Source organism: Okeania sp. SIO2B3, from assembly GCF_010672525.1.
Lineage (GTDB): Bacteria > Cyanobacteriota > Cyanobacteriia > Cyanobacteriales > Microcoleaceae > Okeania.
The window spans coordinates 1-16,254 of the sequence record NZ_JAAHGH010000136.1 but is presented as its reverse complement, the minus strand read 5'-3'; the positions used below and the strand labels follow the sequence as shown (position 1 = coordinate 16,254).

The window sequence follows — 16,254 nt, the reverse complement described above, 5'->3', positions numbered from 1 at the left end:
AGTAAATCTCGGAAGGCAGGTGCTATGTTAGCGCAGCTCCTCTGTCAAGAGGAAACAGAAAACCCCTAACAGTGATGCTCGGGAATCCCGCGCTGTCTCGTGAGAGCAGCGTCGGGAGGATGTCAATTGATACCGAACAAAAAATCCCTGAAGTGATTGTTACAGGTAAGGTTCTTGGCATTGACTTAGGACTAAAAGACTTTTGTATTATCCATGATGGCTACAAAACATCTAAGTATGCTAATCCTAAACACTTCAAAAAACATCAAAAAAACTTAGCTCGAAAACAGGCTAAATTAGCCCGTAAAAAGAAAGAAAGTAAATCAAGAGAAAAAGCACGCAAGCTAGTAGGTAGCTAAAGTTTACGAACGTATTAGTAATGTCCGTCAAGACTTTCTACATAAATTATCAAGAAAAATCGTCAATGATAATCAAGTAGTAATTGTTGAGAATCTGAAACATCAAGGGTATGGTTTCCTAGGTCATGCTGCGCAAACATAATCACAACTTAGCTCAAACGAGATCTGATGTGAGTTGGGGAATGTTTATCAATTTTATGAACTATAAACTGCAACAAAAAGGTGGTTTATTAGTAGAGATTAATAGATGGTTTCCTTGGTATAAAATTTGCAGTAGGTGTCTCTATCAAATATCAGAAATGCCATTAGATGTTAGAGAGTGGACTTGTCCAAGTTGTGGTACCGGTCGCGACCGAGAGGAAAATGCGTCCAAAAATATTAGGGCAGAAGGCATCAGGGAAATATCGGTCTTGGAAGGACTGCTGCTGTTCGCCCAGCGTACCCTAGGGAAGGAGGGGAAGTAATACCAAAAAGTGGACTTCATTAATAGACTTGTCGCTAAATAAAACCTGAAAAGTGGCGATCGCAAAATTGTCAAATCGTGGGTTGCACCCATCAATCTATGCTACCATCAAGTAGAAATTCCAGAGTCCTACAGCAGTTAACATTAGGCGATCGTCTAAATCTTTGATTCGATTTCTGTAGATTGCTGTTGTTGCATTGTATCTTTTGACACCTGATATCGTGTGTTCACACTTGACACGAACTCTACTTTTTTCTCTGTTTGATTGTTTCTGTTTGTCTGTTAATTCTTTCTTTCTCGGCTTTTTAGTGGGTATTTTGATGTTAACAAATTCTTTCTGTAATCCCGCGATTGCCTGAATCAACATGAATTGTCACTTCATCAGGCACAAATTCTACCAGTTTTTCTTCATCTAGTTGCCGTTTGTCATGCACCTTACCCTCTCGTGATGAGTGAAAGCACTAAGACTCTCTTATTCTCGTCTGTCATAATTAAATGTTTACGAGTATGACGCAAATTTTTACCTGAGTAATGATTTTTTTGCTTCTGTTGCTCTTTTGGACGTTGAATTGGCCGTTCTGTGCCATCAATCATTACTTCTTTGGCAGATGGAAATCTGGTAATGAATTCTCCGACGCTTTCCAATTTACGTTCTGGCAAGGCCATTTTTTTTCCCAATGACTTCTCCAGTATTGGTTGTAGTCTTAACATCCAACGATGTGCTCGACTGCGGTGTAAGTCAAATAATACTCCGGCCACATCAAAGGTAGGATAGCATTTAAAATAGAACAAAATAAAAAATAGCTTATCTTTGGCTTGCAGTAATCTGGCTTTTCTACCTCCCCCTCTGGCTCGAAGTCGAGGATTTTGGGTGGTGGCGATCGCTTCGCTGTTAAGTTGGACAGAAAAAGCTGGCAATAATTCATCAAATGCTTTACGGTTTAGTCCAGTTAATGCCCTTAACAGTCGGTCTTCTTTAAGCACTCGATTGATGTCTAGCATTTTTCTATCTCATCTAGTAATACCAATTCTTACTTTACCTTATTAAGCGACAAGTCTAATGGATAATGGATAATTGATAATTACCTCGGGTTTTAACCGTTACGGAATTGAATATCAGGAAATATTATTTCTTTTTTTCCCTTTCAAAGGGGAGGCTTTAAACCAGACTTACCGAATAATTAATTATTAATAATTAATTATTCGGTAAGTCTGTCTTGAGGCATTTCCCTTTGAGTTCAGAAGCCCCATACGTCCATACGGTTGGGTAGGTCACTCGTGAATATCTCCATTAGGCATTACAGCACCTTGCATTTGAGCGCCACTTAAATTGGCTGTACTTAATTCAACCCTGGTTAAGATTGAGTCATTCAAACTGGAATTACGGAAATTTGCTTTTGCTAGATAAGCATCAGTTAAGTCTGCTTTAGTAAGATTGGCCTCAGTTAAATTCGCTCGACTAAGATCGGCCCTCACCAAATTTACTTGAGTTAGATTTGCTTTGATTAACTGAGCTTTACCTAATTTTACATCTGCCATAATCGCGCCAGTTAAGTTCGCTTCATTCAGGCGTGTATCCATTAATCCTGCTCTTTCAATTTTGGCATTCATTAAACTTGCCCCAGATAAGTTAACTCCTGCCAAATTAGATTCTGTTAAAAATGCCCCGTCCAAAATTGCTTGAGCTAAGTTTGCTTTTGCTAATTTAGCACCTCTAAGTAAAACTTCACTTAAGTTTGCTCCTCTTAAATCAGCTTTTGTTAAATCTGCCCCAGTCAAATCAACACCACGTAAATCAGCCCCACGCAAGTTTACCCCTCTAAGGTTAGCTATTGCATAAGCTCGCTTTTCATGGCGGAGATTTGCTCCACGCATATAAGCACCACGCAAGTCAGCACCCTGTAGATTAACTCCCCGCATATCTGCCCCACTCAGATTAGCATCAATTAAAGTTGCTAATTCTAGATTGGCCTGCCGAAAGTCTGCATTCTGTAAGTTTGCGCCATGAAGATCAACATCTGCCATTTTAACGGATTGCAAATTTGCTTGAGTTAGATATGCACCAGTGAGTCTGGCAGTAATTAGATTAGCCCGTTGTAGATTAACTCGGTTAAGGAAAGCTAATATAAAGTCTGCTCCCTGAAGATCTGCTCCAGAGAAATTTGCACCAATTAGATCTGCTCCATTTAACTGTACACCTTTAAGATTGATGCCATGAAAATCAGTATCTCCTGCTGCATATCTTCTCAGAATTTCACCACCACTCATTATGATTTTCCTTTCCTTACTTAAAAAATTAACTCGAAGGAAGAAGGTTAGTTATACCGTTTCACTAAAGTCAGAAGTCAGAAGTAATCCCTGACCCTCGTTTGAGTATTTATAATTGCCCTAACCTATTTGCGTAGTGCTATATCAAAAACTTAAAGCTTAGACAAAGCAACATTTTTCCTTCTTCCTTCTTCCTTCTTTCTTCTTCCTTCTTCCTTCTGCTAATAAAAAATTTTAGCATTCAATTGTTTGTGTCCAAGCAATTGATTTCTCTCCTAATTTTCTACCATGAATTTTGACATTTTTCAGAGATTCTGATTTTAAACTAGCGATTTTTTGTTGCACTAATGAAGTTACCATTTCTTGATTTGGGATTTGCTCAGATTCTAGGATAAGATGTAGCCAACTATTTCTTCTACCAGCTATTACTTTGATTTCTTGTTGCTGAAGTAATTGATTAATCATTAAGGCAACTGCTTTTGGATTACCTTGGGTTGCTAATTCTATAATTTTTTGTTGATTATCATCAATACTTTCTTTTTTTTGTTCTGATTCTGTAGCGGTCGTATTGCTAGAATTAATGAGGTTGAGTTTTTTTCTTTCTTCTATTTCTAATTGTTTCAGAATTGTCTTGAATTTTGTAGAATTATTTTGTATATTACTAATTAAATTTTCTAACGCTGTATATTTTAATAATAAACGTTGTTCTTCTAACTCAAATTGTAAAAGCTGATTTAAAGTTTCCTCTAAGGAAATAAATTGTGCTTCTATAGTATCCATTACAGTATCTACTCTCTGATTTACCAATGTAGAAATTTCATGCTCTATTTCTAATTTTTGTTTGATTGAATCTAGGATATTTTTTCTTTCTATAGAATCTGTTTGATCTTTGCCTTGACTATCTATTATTGGTTCAATAGGAACAGAAGGTACTATTTGTTGTTCCTCAATTGAGTCGGTAAGATTTTTAGCTTCTTTTTGATTATTACTTTGATAAATTCTTTCTGCTTCAGAATTTTCAAATGAACTTATAGGAGATGATTCTTGAGTAAATTTTTCATTTTCACCACTGGTGATTTCACCTTGATGAAAAGCAATATCACTTTTGGCATCGCTGATTTTTTGTTCTGAATCTTCAACTTTGACTTTACTATTTGTAGGTAGAATTATTTCTGCTGAATAACAAGTACTTAAAGCATTGATAATTACATGTGCTACTTGAGCATATTCATCTGGAACTTCAAAATTATTAGCCGTACTATATAAAGAAGATTCTAAGTCTGTAATAGATAGGCATAAATTAAATATTTGCCTGAGTAGACTATCTAAGTTTTTTGTTTTCAACAATAACCAATCTCTTTCCCCAAAATTAAATTGATGTTCTACGATTGAAAAAATCAGAATTTTTGTCTTTAATGGATTAGTACCTTCCATAATTTTTTGCCTGACATCAAACAAATTTCCCGGGTCTCTTTCATAAGATTCTTCGACTACTAATCTTTCTTTAAGAATTGTTTGCTCACTTGAATCTCCCTGTAGTTCCCAAATGGGACTAGATTCCATAATTGTCATGTCTTCTTCTTCAGGATATAGTTTACCTACACTGTCAATAATTTTCTGTGCTAATAAACCATATTCTGTTTTTTTGTTAACTTTAGAAACTATTCTAGATAAACGATGATCTAAGGTTTCTATATTTCCGGTTTTTTTATATAGTTCTTCTATTAACTCCTTCAAATTAATTTCTTCTAATTTAGTTTCATCATTTTCCCATCTACCTTCGCAGGCACAATAGATTACCTTCTTTATTCTGATTAAATCTGCATCTTGTTTGAGTTCATTAACTACTGTATCTATCATTGAAAATGATTCCATACCTTTTATCCCTGAATAATCTGTAATTTTTTTTCTAAGTTATTGAAAGTTGAAAATGATTTACTGATAATAGTCATCTCTTAAACATCAGTTTGGGCAAAAAATAATACTCAAATTGCTGTTTGTCAAAAATATAATTTTATTGGCTAATTCAAGATGCTATGTTTGATTTAGCTCTAGTCATCGATAATAATAAGACCAAACTGATAAATGTTTGCTAAAAATAGCTAGGATATTTCTTAGAAGTCAGGAGTCAGGAGTCAGGAGTCAGAATGAATGGCTTCTATACCAGTTTTTAGGTCGGAAATTCTCTTTTTTGTCAAAGGGACATCTCCTTTAAAGGATTTTAATCGCACTTATGAACCGTAACATTCTTTTTTCATGCATGGTATAAGACCATTATAAATTATTTATAAATTATATAGTAGTCCTATTTGATTTGTGCATAAAATATCTCTAAATGAGGGAACAGGAGTAAGGCTTTTCACTTTTTGAACTACTATTGGATTGTTTACAAATTATTTAAACTACTATTATATGACTGTGGTTCTGGAATTGTTTGAAATACAAAAGTAATATAGTCGTCAATCCTACTAGAATATAAAGTTAATTTGTAATTAATTCAGTTACTTTGCTATAGTAGAAAATTATTCAGATGTTTAATAGTGGGACTTGCATAAAATAGAGTCATAAAATAGTCTCAAATATATACAGGTAGAGAGTTTTGCATCGACAAGGTATAATTCCTTCACTACCAAAGGTTTCAGCCATTTTTATGGCATTGACGTAATTCTCTTATGCATACCAACTCTTAGGCATTTTTTGACCAGAAAATGTGTAAGTACCAATAGAAATCTCCAGAAAAGAGGAAGTAGGGAGTAGGGAGTAGAGGGAAAGAACATGATATGAAAAATTTTGATGTAATTGTCATTGGTAGTGGCATTGGAGGATTAGTTGCCGGAGCATTGCTCGCCTACTATGGCAAAAAAGTATTAGTTTGTGAAAGCCATGCTATTCCTGGAGGTGCTGCTCATTCTTTCTCCCGTCAAGGCTTCCACTTTGACTCTGGCCCCTCATTTTATTGTGGACTAGCTGACCCCAATAGTCTCAATCCTTTACAAAAAGTCCTAAAAATTTTGGGAGAATCTATTGAGACGGTTGTTTATGACCCTCTGGGACACTATCATTTTCCTGAAGGTAGTTTGCCTATCTATTCCGATGCGTCGTCCTATATAGAAGCTGTTGCTAAGTTCACAACTCAAGGTGCTCAAGAATTAGAACAATTTCAAGAGCATCTCTTGCAAATATATGACGGCCTTAAAGAAATTCCCACTACAATTTTAAGGGCTGATTTTTGGTTAATTCCTATTTTATTGGGAAAATATGGATTATCTTTGCTGAAGTTACTGCCTTATCTTAGAGATATTGGGGGTTCTGTTGGGCAAATAATGGACAGATGGGTGCAAGATCCATGGGTACGTCGTTTAATTGATTTGGAATGTTTTCTCCTCTCTGGGTTAAAAGCTGATGGTACTGTTGCTCCAGAAGTGGCCTTTATGTTGGGAGAACGTTCTAATTCTGTTGTTGAATATCCTATGGGTGGTAGTGGTGCCATAGTTTATGCTTTGGTGAGAGGTCTGGAACGTTGGGGTGGTGAGTTACGTTTGAATGCTCATGTGGAACAAATATTGATAGAGTCTGGCAAGGTAATAGGGGTGCGGTTGCGTGGGGATGAAGTTGTTAGGGCGAATGTTATAATTTCCAATGCTACGATTTGGGATACCTATACTAAGTTATTGCAACTAGAAGATTTACCTCCTTCTTACCGCGAAGCTGCTTTGGCGACTCCTGCTGTAGAAAGTTTTATGCACTTACATTTAGGTATTCGTGCCGATGGTTTGGAGGGTTTGACCGGACATCATGTGGTTGTGCTTGATGGGGATGTTGATATTAGTACTCCCGGCAATACTTGTATGATTTCTATTCCTTCTGTTTGGGATACTCATCTTGCTCCCCCCGGTCATCATGTGGTTCATGCTTATACTCTGGAATCTTTTTCTGGTTGGCAAAAAGATGACTCTTATCAGCAACGCAAACGAGAAAAGGCTGAGTCTTTATTTTTGGCTTTGGAAAGGGTTATTCCTGATGTCCGACAACGTATAACTCTGGAGTTAATTGGTTCGCCTCTGACTCATGCTCGCTTTTTACGACGCGATCGCGGTTCTTATGGGCCTGCTATTGTTGCTGGTCATAGTAGTTTCCCTGGGCCTCATACTCCTATTCCTGGTTTGTATCGAGTTGGTGATAGTACGCTGCCTGGTATTGGTGTTCCGGCAGTGGCTGCTTCTGGGGTGATTTGTGCTAATACTTTGGTTCTTCCTGATAAGTCTTTATCTTTGGTTTAGCTATTTACTTTTTAAGTTATTCAGAGAGGAGTGATCGCTTGCAAGCTTGATTGAATAAAAAATCAAGAATAGGTTCGAGTTACACCCAATAATACAATCCTACTAGAGAAAAAATCCGCTGTCAAGTCTCTTTCCCTTCCATGGCGCGGATTTTTTTTGGCAATGGTTTGGCTCATATTTTTTTGAATTGATGGTTTAGGTTGAGCGAGCGATCTTGATGATGCCTGGTGTTATTCTTCTTATCTGTAGGGGCGAATGGTATTCGCCCTTATATGTAGAGTCTCTACGTCCTTTGATAACAGAGAGGAGCGATCGCTTGCAAACTTGATTGAATAAAAAATCAAGAGTAGGTTGGAGTTACACCCAATAATACAATCCTACTAGAGAAAAAATCCGCTGTCAAGTCTCTTTTCCATCCATGGCGCGGATTTTTTTGGCAATGGTTTGACTCATATTTTTTGAATTGGTGGTTTGGGTTGAATGAGCGCTGGTATAAGAATACTTTGGTTTGGTGTAGCTATTTACTTTTTCAGCTATGAAGATAGGGGCGATCGCTAGTCATCTAAAGATGACTTCTGCTATGCAGCCCAGAAATTTATTTCTTGGCGGATGGCATGGCGAGCCTGAGATTAAAATCCTTGGCTAATAGTTTAAGTCTTCTTTTGATGACTCTTGAGGAGTATGCCATCTTTTTCATCTTTATTATATTGTGGTTAATCAGTGCAACTTGATATTAGACCATAATTTTTCGGTAAAATTTTGAGGAATCTACGTCAAAGAATTTTCCATGCCAGACAACTTGCTCAGTGGAAGCAGTGGCGATCGCTTTTTTAGGTAACAAAGAACAATAAGAGTTTATACTCAGTTGCTTTTGTTGCGTATGTCGCAATAGGAGTTTATACTCAGTTGCTTTTGTTGCGTATGTCGCAATAGGAGCTGGCATATTTACAAATTGCAGGAGGTGTCCAATAGCTAAAAGCCTTATATTATCAGCAATTTATTCCCCCAGATGAGCTGTTGCCTGTTGCCTGCGCACAGCGCTATATGTCGCAATAGGAGTTTATACTCAGTTGCTTTTGTTGCGTATGTCGCAATAGGAGTTTGTGCTTAGTTATGGTTTTGTTGCGTATGTCGCAATAGGAGTTTGTGCTTAGTTATGGTTTTGTTGCGTATGTCGCAGGGCTAGCTTGCTTTTTGCTCTGGAAACCCTAATCCCTACTTAGGGATTGAAACGCATAGGGCGAATGCCATTCGCCCCTACAAAAAACCTTCTCAACAAACCCTATTTTGTTGCCTATTTCTGATCCTTGTGCCCTGTTCCTTTGTTCAGATATATTGAAAATAGTTCGGCGACCAAAATAATAAAGGAGACTTAATGAGATTAATCGTCGCATTCCTATTATCTTTTCTACTGTTGGGACAAAGTCCAGCTTTCGCCTTCTATCAAATTGATGGAAATTTCACAATGAATGATAGTTGTGAAGCCTACACAAGCTTCAGAAAGAAAACTGGAGCTGTTACTCTGGAAACTGGAAAGGTTTACCCAGTATTAGGGCGAAACAAAGAAACTGGAGACTACTTTAATATCAAAGTAGATGGACAAACTAAATGGGTCAACAAGAGCTGTGGTGAATTTGATCCTGACGGAGAAATTATAAGTGAAACAGAAGGAGACGAGACAGAAACACTCACTGGTCAAAGCTGCTCTATAGAACGTTGTATAGATAAATATGTTCTTGCCATTAGTTGGCAACCTGCTTTCTGTCAAACAAAGCGAAGTAAACCAGAGTGTATTTCCCAAACAGCAGAGCGCTACGATGCCACTAATTTTACTTTACATGGCTTATGGCCTGATAGAGTTTCCTATTGTGGTGTGTCTTATGAAGACAAAAGTGATGATAAGCAGGGAGACTGGGATGATTTACCCCCATTGGATCTGGATGAACAGACAACTTCTGATTTAGCAGTATTAATGCCTGGGGTACAGTCTTATCTACATCGTCACGAGTGGGTCAAACATGGAACTTGCGATGGGCGAGATGAAGATACTTATTATGATATTTCCCTAGATTTACTTCGAGAAGTGAATAATTCTGAAGTACAGGAGTTGTTTGCGGAAAATATTGGTAACATTATTACTAGGTCTCAGATAGACACAGCTTTTGAAAATTCTTTTGGAGAAGGAGCTGCTAAAAGTGTGAAAGTCAAATGTAGGGATGGCTTGTTTACTGAGTTTCAAATTAAAATGCGCAGACCTCTAGTGGGAGACAAGTTAGCAGATATTTTGCTGCCGACAAAGACAGGGTTCTGCGATGATCTGCTTGTCGATCCTGCTGGGTTTTAAAAATTGAGAGCTTTTGTCACTGGTAGCAGTGGTTTTATTGGGGCGAATTTGGTCAGGTTGTTATTGCAGCAGGGTTATGCTGTTCGATCGCTTGTTCGCCCCACAAGTTGTCTAGATAATCTCCATGGTTTGGATGTGGAGGTTGTGCTTGGTGACTTAAATGACCCCAACTTATGGAAGTTGATGGTGGGGTGCAAGGTTTTGTTTCATGTTGCTGCTCATTATTCTTTGTGGCAAAGGGATAGAGAGTTGCTTTACAGAAATAATGTGTTTGGTACGCGCAATGTTTTGGAGGCGGCACGACGGGCGAAAATTGAACGGACGGTTTATACGAGTTCTGTTGCTGCTATTGGGGTGGGGGTTTCTGGTGCGATGGTTAATGAGGGTTATCAGTCTCCACTGGAGAAGTTGATTGGTGATTATAAAAGGTCTAAGTTTTTGGCGGAGCAGGAGGCGGTGAAGGCAGTTAATTTGGGACAAGATGTGGTAATTGTTAATCCTACTACTCCTGTTGGTCCTTGGGATATTAAACCTACTCCTACTGGTGATATTATTGTCAGATTTTTGCGTCGCCAGATGCCTGCTTATGTAGATACTGGTTTGAATATTATTGATGTTCGGGATGTAGCTTGGGGAAATTTGTTGGCATTGGAAAGGGGGAAATGTGGCGATCGCTATATTTTGGGAAATGAAAATCTGACACTTAAGGCGTTACTAGATTTATTGGAGGAGATTACGGGTTTAGCTGCTCCTAAACAAACTGTTCCTGTTTGGTTGCCTTTGACTGTGGCATGGGTGGATGAAGTAATTCTGGGAAGTTTGGGAAAACGACCTTCTATTCCTGTGGATGGGGTACGGATGTCTCAACAACGAATGTATTATGATGCTTCTAAGGGGTTGAAAGAGTTGGGTTTACCTCAGTCTTCGATTAGAGTTGCTCTTCAAGATGCTGTTGATTGGTTTCGGGTTTATGGTCTGAAGGAGTAGGGGAGTGAGGGAGTAGGGGAGTGGGGAAGCTTCACAGAGGTAGGGGCGTTAACGATAGTTATGCGCAAGCTTTCGGCCGTTTGCTGACGCATAGCTGACGCTAACGCCCCTACAAGGTAGATATCTATCGGGATATGCTTACAGCGCTTTTCAAGTTGATGAACCACATCTTCACAAACAAAACTTTGTAAGGACGTTCCATGTAACGTCTCTACTGTGGTCTACCCAAACAAAAACCGCTGTAAAAATAGCTGCTCCAGTTCACTTTATATAGTTATCTCTATCGTTTTTCCCTTTTTTTCAATATTTACCCCTTCTTCCTTCTTCCTTCTTCCTTGCTTTAATTATTTGATATTACAACAAAATAAATAGTAGTAGTAAAAATTTACCAACAAATAATAAAGGTGTTGGTAATGGTAATTTCTGATCGCTTATATCGGGAGCGATATTATCGTTATTGGGAATAGTATCTACAATGAGAGTGATACCATCATTACCTAAAACATATACAACTTCTCCTGTATTAACTGTAAGTTCTTGGAGACATTTAGCATTCCATAAACTACCCCGATAACGAATTCTACCAAGTTGATTTGGTCGAATTATTTCATCAACTACTGCCTCTTTAGACATGGCTAACAAATATGGGTTATTTGCACTAGAAGTTTTGACAGCACCACTAAAATTATTTAACATTTATCAATCCTCTCCTAATATATAAAATTAATTGTGACAATTACCTGTAGAAAAATGGTAATTATTAGTTTCTCTATGACTTTTGCTTGAAAGTTTCTAGTATAATTTTCTTCTGTAGTCTGTAGTCTGAGTCCGCTAAAAGTTCATTTTTGACTTTTGACTTATTCAAATAGCCTTCAGTAAGTGAAACTTCTAATTGCCAACTACTATATAATAATTGGTATTAATTTTTTCTACATTTCAAGCTTCATTCTTCTGGGTAGCAAATCTGGAACTTTTAGTCAAAATTAGAAATTTAATATTGATCGCTCCTTTCCTATATATAAAATTAATTGTGACAATTACCTGTAGAAAAATGGTAATTATTAGTTTCTCTATGACTTTTGATTGAAAGTTTCTAGTATAATTTTCTTCTGTAGTCTGTAGTCTGAGTCCGCTAAAAATTCATTTTTGACTTTTGACTTATTCAAATAGCCTTCAGTAAGTGAAACTTCTAATTGCCAACTACTATATAATAATTGGTATTAATTTTTTCTACATTTCAAGCTTCATTCTTCTGGGTAGCAAATCTGGAACTTTTAGTCAAAATTAGAAATTTAATATTGATCGCTCCTTTCCTATATATAAAATTAATTGTGACAATTACCTGTAGAAAAATGGTAATTATTAGTTTCTCTATGACTTTTGATTGAAAGTTTCTAGTATAATTTTCTTCTGTAGTCTGTAGTCTGAGTCCGCTAAAAATTCATTTTTGACTTTTGACTTATTCAAATAGCCTTCAGTAAGTGAAACTTCTAATTGCCAACTACATCTTCCCTGTTTCCTGCGATAAATTGTTCTCATTTATCAATCGCATAAATTTTTCAAATGACAAGTACTACCTTGCAATGATAGAAGCTTGTAAGGTAGTACCTATTAAATATATTGTTGTAATAGTATGCGTTAAACAGATGCGTAAGCTTGTTCTAGTTGAGAACCAACTTGAGGAACAGACAGAGCATTTATATCGTTAGCTTCACCAGAACACTGCCAGAAAGCTTGAGCTACTCCTAAGTATCCTCTGGATACTTTAGAAACACTTATAGCTGTACCGATCACTGTTGGTAAACAAGGACTGGGTATGAACGTTGTCAAAAAGGTATTAACCATAGAAAACAACACTATAGTCCAAAAAAATCCTAATGCGGGTAACAAAACTAAGTCAGGCGTGACGAAGCGACAGATGCGCTTCCATACTGCTTGTTGAGGTATAACAATAACTACGGCAAGCGTCGCAAAAAAGGGAATATTCAGTTTTTCTAACATTTTCTAGATCGATCGTCAGAGTCAAGTTTATCGGGCGCAACAAATCAGACCTATACCAACCAAGGATACTGAATTGACAATCTGTCTAAATTTTCATAGAAAGTTGACTCTTCATTCTCCTCTCATATGCCTACGAAGTTAGCTGACGGGCTAGGGCTGAGAGATTCCCTTCTCTGCATCTTTGTTTTTCTACATTCAAAGACTTCTTCTCAGAGATAAGCCCCCTGTATTTGGTTCCTCCGCTCCAGCGACACTCTCACTGTGCCTTTCTTGCCAGATTAGGCTGACTGTCTTTTGCTTTTGATAATATATTAACTTTTTCTATAGGCTTTGTCAACACTTTTTGACAGAAATTTTTGTAAATTGTATCAAAATTTTCAGCTAAAAATTTGAGAGGATGGTTAGTAAAGTATTGAAATGTGGTTATACTGTTGCTCCGACAAGGTTGAGGTACACCTATATCTTTCTAATACTTAGAATAGTTTTCCGCAAAATTTTAAATTTAGTGATTTGCAATATAAGTCACTAAGCCCATTGTTAGTTGTCACATACTAATCGTGATTAAAATCACTAAATATAGTAAGTGCGATCACTTACTGTCTGAATTTTGCATCACTATGTAACAATAAAAAATTAGTAATACTAGAACAGTAAGTAATACTAGAACTGTAGAATTTAAAGGTGAATGTTATGCCTGTAGATCCTCCCGTCCATCTTCTTCCATGTGCATTAGGAGACCTTTTTGCTCAAGCTAACGAAAATGGCTACATTACCCTGGCTGACCGCTATGGATTAATGGCTGCAATATTTGATGATTCTTTACAAGAATACGAAAAACGCTCTATAGACCGACTAATTCGTGCAATTTATAGAGGACGGATTAAAGTAATTGATGAAATATCTGCTGTAGTATAAAACAATACCTAACAAAATAGTAAATTCAACTTTAATATATAGAAACTTTTGCATAAAAACTCCAATTGACAACCTCTATATTTCTGGCATTAGAGCAATCTCTATTTTTTGTCATTAGAGCAATTTCCCTTTTTACCACTAGGTAGAGTGGCTCCACAAAAATCTGTTTGCTCTAATTTTGCCTGATTAAGATTTGCATTAGATAAATTAGCTCTATTTAACTTAGCTTCCTCCATATATGCTTGGTACAAATCAGCCCAAGATAAATTAGTATCTGTCAAATCTGCCTTTTGCATAGTTGTACCATGCATAATTGCGCCTGATAGATTAGCTCCTGCCAAATTTGCTTCAATCAAATTAGCACCGCTGAGAATAGCACCTCTTAAATTCGCTCCTTTCAAGTTTGCTTTTTGTAAGTTAGCTCCTAATAAGTCTGCTTCGCTTAAGTCTTGTTCACTTAAGTCTGCTTCACCCAAATCACAACCTTGACATTCATAAGTGCTTAATAAACGCTGAATAGTTTTGATGCGTTCCATAGAATTAGATTTAGATTGAGCAAATACTGGAATAGTTAACCAGGATACTGTTAATAATGTCGCTGTTAATGGATATACAAATTTCATCTTTTACTTCTTAAGAAACTACTGAATTTAATCTTAGATATTTGATTTTTTTGGCATCATATCACAAAAATTACATCATTAGTTTTTGCCGATCTTCATAGCAACCCTATCTCAAGACATTTTAATTCCCATGCTCTTCGCTTTGACAGATTCAGATAGATATTATGACTTTTGACTCTTGATTTTCAACTTTTGGCTTTTTGAACAATAATTGAGCTAAAGTAATATTCTGTTAAATGAAATAAATTAAAAAAGCTTTCAGTCACTCGGCGTTTAGCAGTCAGCTTTGCGCATTTGCGGAGCATTCCGGAACGGAAAGGGGATACGCGACCCCTCCTAAAATTAAATGACAAGCTAGAAGTCGGGGATTTAAACTCAAACTTTTAGCGCGCTGAAAGCTGAGTGTTGAAATGCTGATAGCTAATTAATGGTCTAGGAAAAAATTGTGTTAGATATTAGACAAATTCGAGAAAATCTGCAAACTGTACAAGAATTACTCAACCGTCGTGGAGACTACGACTTACAGCCAATTCTAGAATTGGATGAGCAACAGCGACAACTGGAAACAGAGCGATCGCAACTCCAAGCTCGTAGTAACCAGATTGGTAAACAGGTAGGAGAAAAAATTAAATCTGGCAGTGACCCGAAGGGGGCTGAAGTTCAAGCTTTAAAGGATGAGGGAAATCAAATCAAAACCCAACTCAGCGAATTAGAACCCAGGGAAAAAGAGATAAAGGCCAAAATAGAAGCCTTGCTCTTACCTCTTCCTAATTTGCCTAGTGAGTCTACACCTTTAGGAAAAAGTGAAGCAGAAAACATCGAAGTCAAACGTTGGGGCGATGAATATATTCCCCAAAATCCAAAAATTATTCCCCACTATGAAATTGGGGAAAAACTAGGTATTCTCGACTTTGAACGAGGGGTAAAAATTGCTCAAAGTCGTTTTGTGGCATTAATGGGAGCAGGAGCAGCATTAGAGCGTGCCATAATTCAATTTATGCTCAACCGCCATACTCAAGTTGGCTATGTTGAAGTTATGGCCCCATTATTGGTAAACAGTCAGTCTTTGACAGCTACAGGTCAACTACCAAAATTTGCTGAGGATAGTTTTAAATGTGAAGCAGACGATCTATGGTTAATACCTACCTCGGAAGTTTCAACAATGAACTTGTATCGGGATGAAATTTTGACTGCGGAACAACTACCTATTTATCATTGTGCTTATACTCCTTGTTTTCGTCGAGAAGCTGGTGCTTATGGCAAAGATACTAGGGGGTTAATTCGACTCCATCAATTTAATAAGGTCGAAATGGTAAAAATTGTGCATCCCGATCGCTCTGAAGAAGAGCATCAAAAATTAGTGGCAGATGCAGAAGCTATTTTACAAGCACTGAAGTTACCTTATCGAATTATAGAATTGTGTACTGGAGACTTAGGTTTTTCTGCGGCTAAGTGTTATGACTTGGAGGTGTGGTTACCATCATCAGGAACATATCGAGAAATTTCTAGTTGTTCTAATGTGAAAGATTTTCAGGCACGTCGGGCAAATATTCGGTTTAAGGAAGGAAAGAAAAAAGGTACTCAGTATGTTCACGCTCTGAATGGATCTGGTTTAGCAGTAGGGCGAACTATGGCGGCTATTTTGGAAAATTATCAGCAGGTTGATGGTAGCGTGAAAATACCAGAAGTCTTGCAAGCTTTTATGGGGCGTGAATTCTTGTAATTGCGATCTAGTAGGGAGTGTTGATACGCCCCCTACTTTTGATACTCTCACGGTTAAATCAAAGATTATTGCCAGAGGACTATCGCCATATTTTTTACCGAAAATTATATGTGTCTAAAGTTAGCCAACTTTATTGACATAATGTAATGAAAGTAACAGAATTTATTGAATTGATGACTATTCTTTAATATAGCAAAGTTCAAATTAAACTTAAGTATACAGTAAAAACTATAGTGCTATAGTAAAAATGACTATTATTGGAACTAGAGAAGCAGCTTTTTTATTGGGAGA

General features: G+C 37.1%; 16 protein-coding genes and 1 riboswitch. Of the genes, 8 read left to right on the top strand and 8 right to left on the bottom strand.

Going from position 1 to position 16,254, the window contains the following annotated elements:
- Window positions 1–119 precede the first annotated feature (119 nt).
- From F6K15_RS39180 to F6K15_RS39170, 3 genes are read left to right on the top strand one after another with little or no spacing between them, the layout of a single operon-like run.
- A complete protein-coding gene (locus tag F6K15_RS39180) occupies window positions 120–359 on the top strand; it encodes a transposase (protein WP_375341109.1) in 240 nt (79 codons plus the stop codon).
- Window positions 360–372: 13 nt separating this feature from the next.
- The gene (locus tag F6K15_RS39175) at window positions 373–501 is read left to right on the top strand and encodes a hypothetical protein (RefSeq protein WP_375341110.1); all 129 of its coding nucleotides are present in this window, start codon (window positions 373–375) and stop codon (window positions 499–501) included.
- A gap of 55 nt (window positions 502–556) precedes the next feature.
- On the top strand, window positions 557–823 hold the full coding sequence (locus tag F6K15_RS39170) for a zinc ribbon domain-containing protein (protein WP_375341108.1): 267 nt from the start codon (window positions 557–559) through the stop codon (window positions 821–823).
- 96 nt (window positions 824–919) lie between these two features.
- On the opposite strand, the gene F6K15_RS34510 is transcribed toward F6K15_RS39170, so the two are convergent.
- The 4 genes from F6K15_RS34510 to F6K15_RS34495 all read right to left on the bottom strand — a co-directional run bounded on the left by F6K15_RS34510 (window position 920) and on the right by F6K15_RS34495 (window position 4,965).
- A complete protein-coding gene (locus tag F6K15_RS34510) occupies window positions 920–1,189 on the bottom strand; it encodes a transposase family protein (RefSeq protein WP_293070117.1) in 270 nt (89 codons plus the stop codon).
- 68 nt (window positions 1,190–1,257) lie between these two features.
- On the bottom strand, window positions 1,258–1,824 hold the full coding sequence (locus F6K15_RS34505) for a transposase family protein (RefSeq protein WP_293070115.1): 567 nt from the start codon (window positions 1,822–1,824) through the stop codon (window positions 1,258–1,260).
- A gap of 270 nt (window positions 1,825–2,094) precedes the next feature.
- Window positions 2,095–3,090 carry a pentapeptide repeat-containing protein gene (locus F6K15_RS34500; protein ID WP_293070113.1) on the bottom strand — a complete coding sequence of 332 codons (996 nt, stop codon included), beginning with the start codon at window positions 3,088–3,090 and terminating at the stop codon, window positions 2,095–2,097.
- A gap of 234 nt (window positions 3,091–3,324) precedes the next feature.
- On the bottom strand, window positions 3,325–4,965 hold the full coding sequence (locus F6K15_RS34495; RefSeq protein WP_293070111.1) for a hypothetical protein: 1,641 nt from the start codon (window positions 4,963–4,965) through the stop codon (window positions 3,325–3,327).
- 905 nt (window positions 4,966–5,870) lie between these two features.
- On the opposite strand from F6K15_RS34495, the gene F6K15_RS34490 reads away from it, so the two are divergent.
- On the top strand, window positions 5,871–7,370 hold the full coding sequence (locus tag F6K15_RS34490) for an NAD(P)/FAD-dependent oxidoreductase (protein WP_293070110.1): 1,500 nt from the start codon (window positions 5,871–5,873) through the stop codon (window positions 7,368–7,370).
- A gap of 733 nt (window positions 7,371–8,103) precedes the next feature.
- Here F6K15_RS34490 and F6K15_RS34485 read toward each other — a convergent pair.
- The gene (locus F6K15_RS34485; protein ID WP_293070108.1) at window positions 8,104–8,313 is read right to left on the bottom strand and encodes a hypothetical protein; all 210 of its coding nucleotides are present in this window, start codon (window positions 8,311–8,313) and stop codon (window positions 8,104–8,106) included.
- Between the two features lie 522 nt (window positions 8,314–8,835).
- Between F6K15_RS34485 and F6K15_RS34480 the strand changes: the two genes are divergently transcribed.
- Together F6K15_RS34480 and hpnA are read left to right on the top strand one after the other, a co-directional pair.
- Window positions 8,836–9,714 (top strand): ribonuclease T2, encoded by an 879-nt coding sequence (locus F6K15_RS34480; RefSeq protein ID WP_293070106.1) that lies wholly within the window; start codon window positions 8,836–8,838, stop codon window positions 9,712–9,714.
- Between the two features lie 3 nt (window positions 9,715–9,717).
- Entirely contained in the window at window positions 9,718–10,701 is a 984-nt protein-coding gene (gene hpnA, locus F6K15_RS34475; RefSeq protein WP_293070104.1) for a hopanoid-associated sugar epimerase, read from the top strand.
- Window positions 10,702–11,055: 354 nt separating this feature from the next.
- Here hpnA and F6K15_RS34470 read toward each other — a convergent pair whose 3' ends face one another.
- Entirely contained in the window at window positions 11,056–11,397 is a 342-nt protein-coding gene (locus F6K15_RS34470; RefSeq protein ID WP_293070102.1) for an NfeD family protein, read from the bottom strand.
- Window positions 11,398–12,339: 942 nt separating this feature from the next.
- Window positions 12,340–12,702 carry a hypothetical protein gene (locus tag F6K15_RS34465; protein ID WP_293070100.1) on the bottom strand — a complete coding sequence of 121 codons (363 nt, stop codon included), beginning with the start codon at window positions 12,700–12,702 and terminating at the stop codon, window positions 12,340–12,342.
- 112 nt (window positions 12,703–12,814) lie between these two features.
- A riboswitch (cyclic di-AMP (ydaO/yuaA leader) is annotated at window positions 12,815–12,997 on the bottom strand.
- A gap of 395 nt (window positions 12,998–13,392) precedes the next feature.
- Here F6K15_RS34465 and F6K15_RS34460 point away from each other — a divergent pair.
- Window positions 13,393–13,617 (top strand): hypothetical protein, encoded by a 225-nt coding sequence (locus F6K15_RS34460; RefSeq protein ID WP_293070098.1) that lies wholly within the window; start codon window positions 13,393–13,395, stop codon window positions 13,615–13,617.
- Window positions 13,618–13,718: 101 nt separating this feature from the next.
- Here the strand turns inward: F6K15_RS34460 and F6K15_RS34455 are convergent, their stop codons facing one another.
- Entirely contained in the window at window positions 13,719–14,240 is a 522-nt protein-coding gene (locus F6K15_RS34455; RefSeq protein WP_293070096.1) for a pentapeptide repeat-containing protein, read from the bottom strand.
- A 445-nt stretch (window positions 14,241–14,685) separates the two neighbouring features.
- On the opposite strand from F6K15_RS34455, the gene serS reads away from it, so the two are divergent.
- Window positions 14,686–15,963, top strand: a complete 1,278-nt coding sequence (gene serS, locus F6K15_RS34450; RefSeq protein ID WP_293070094.1) for a serine--tRNA ligase — start codon at window positions 14,686–14,688, stop codon at window positions 15,961–15,963.
- Window positions 15,964–16,254: the final 291 nt, after the last annotated feature.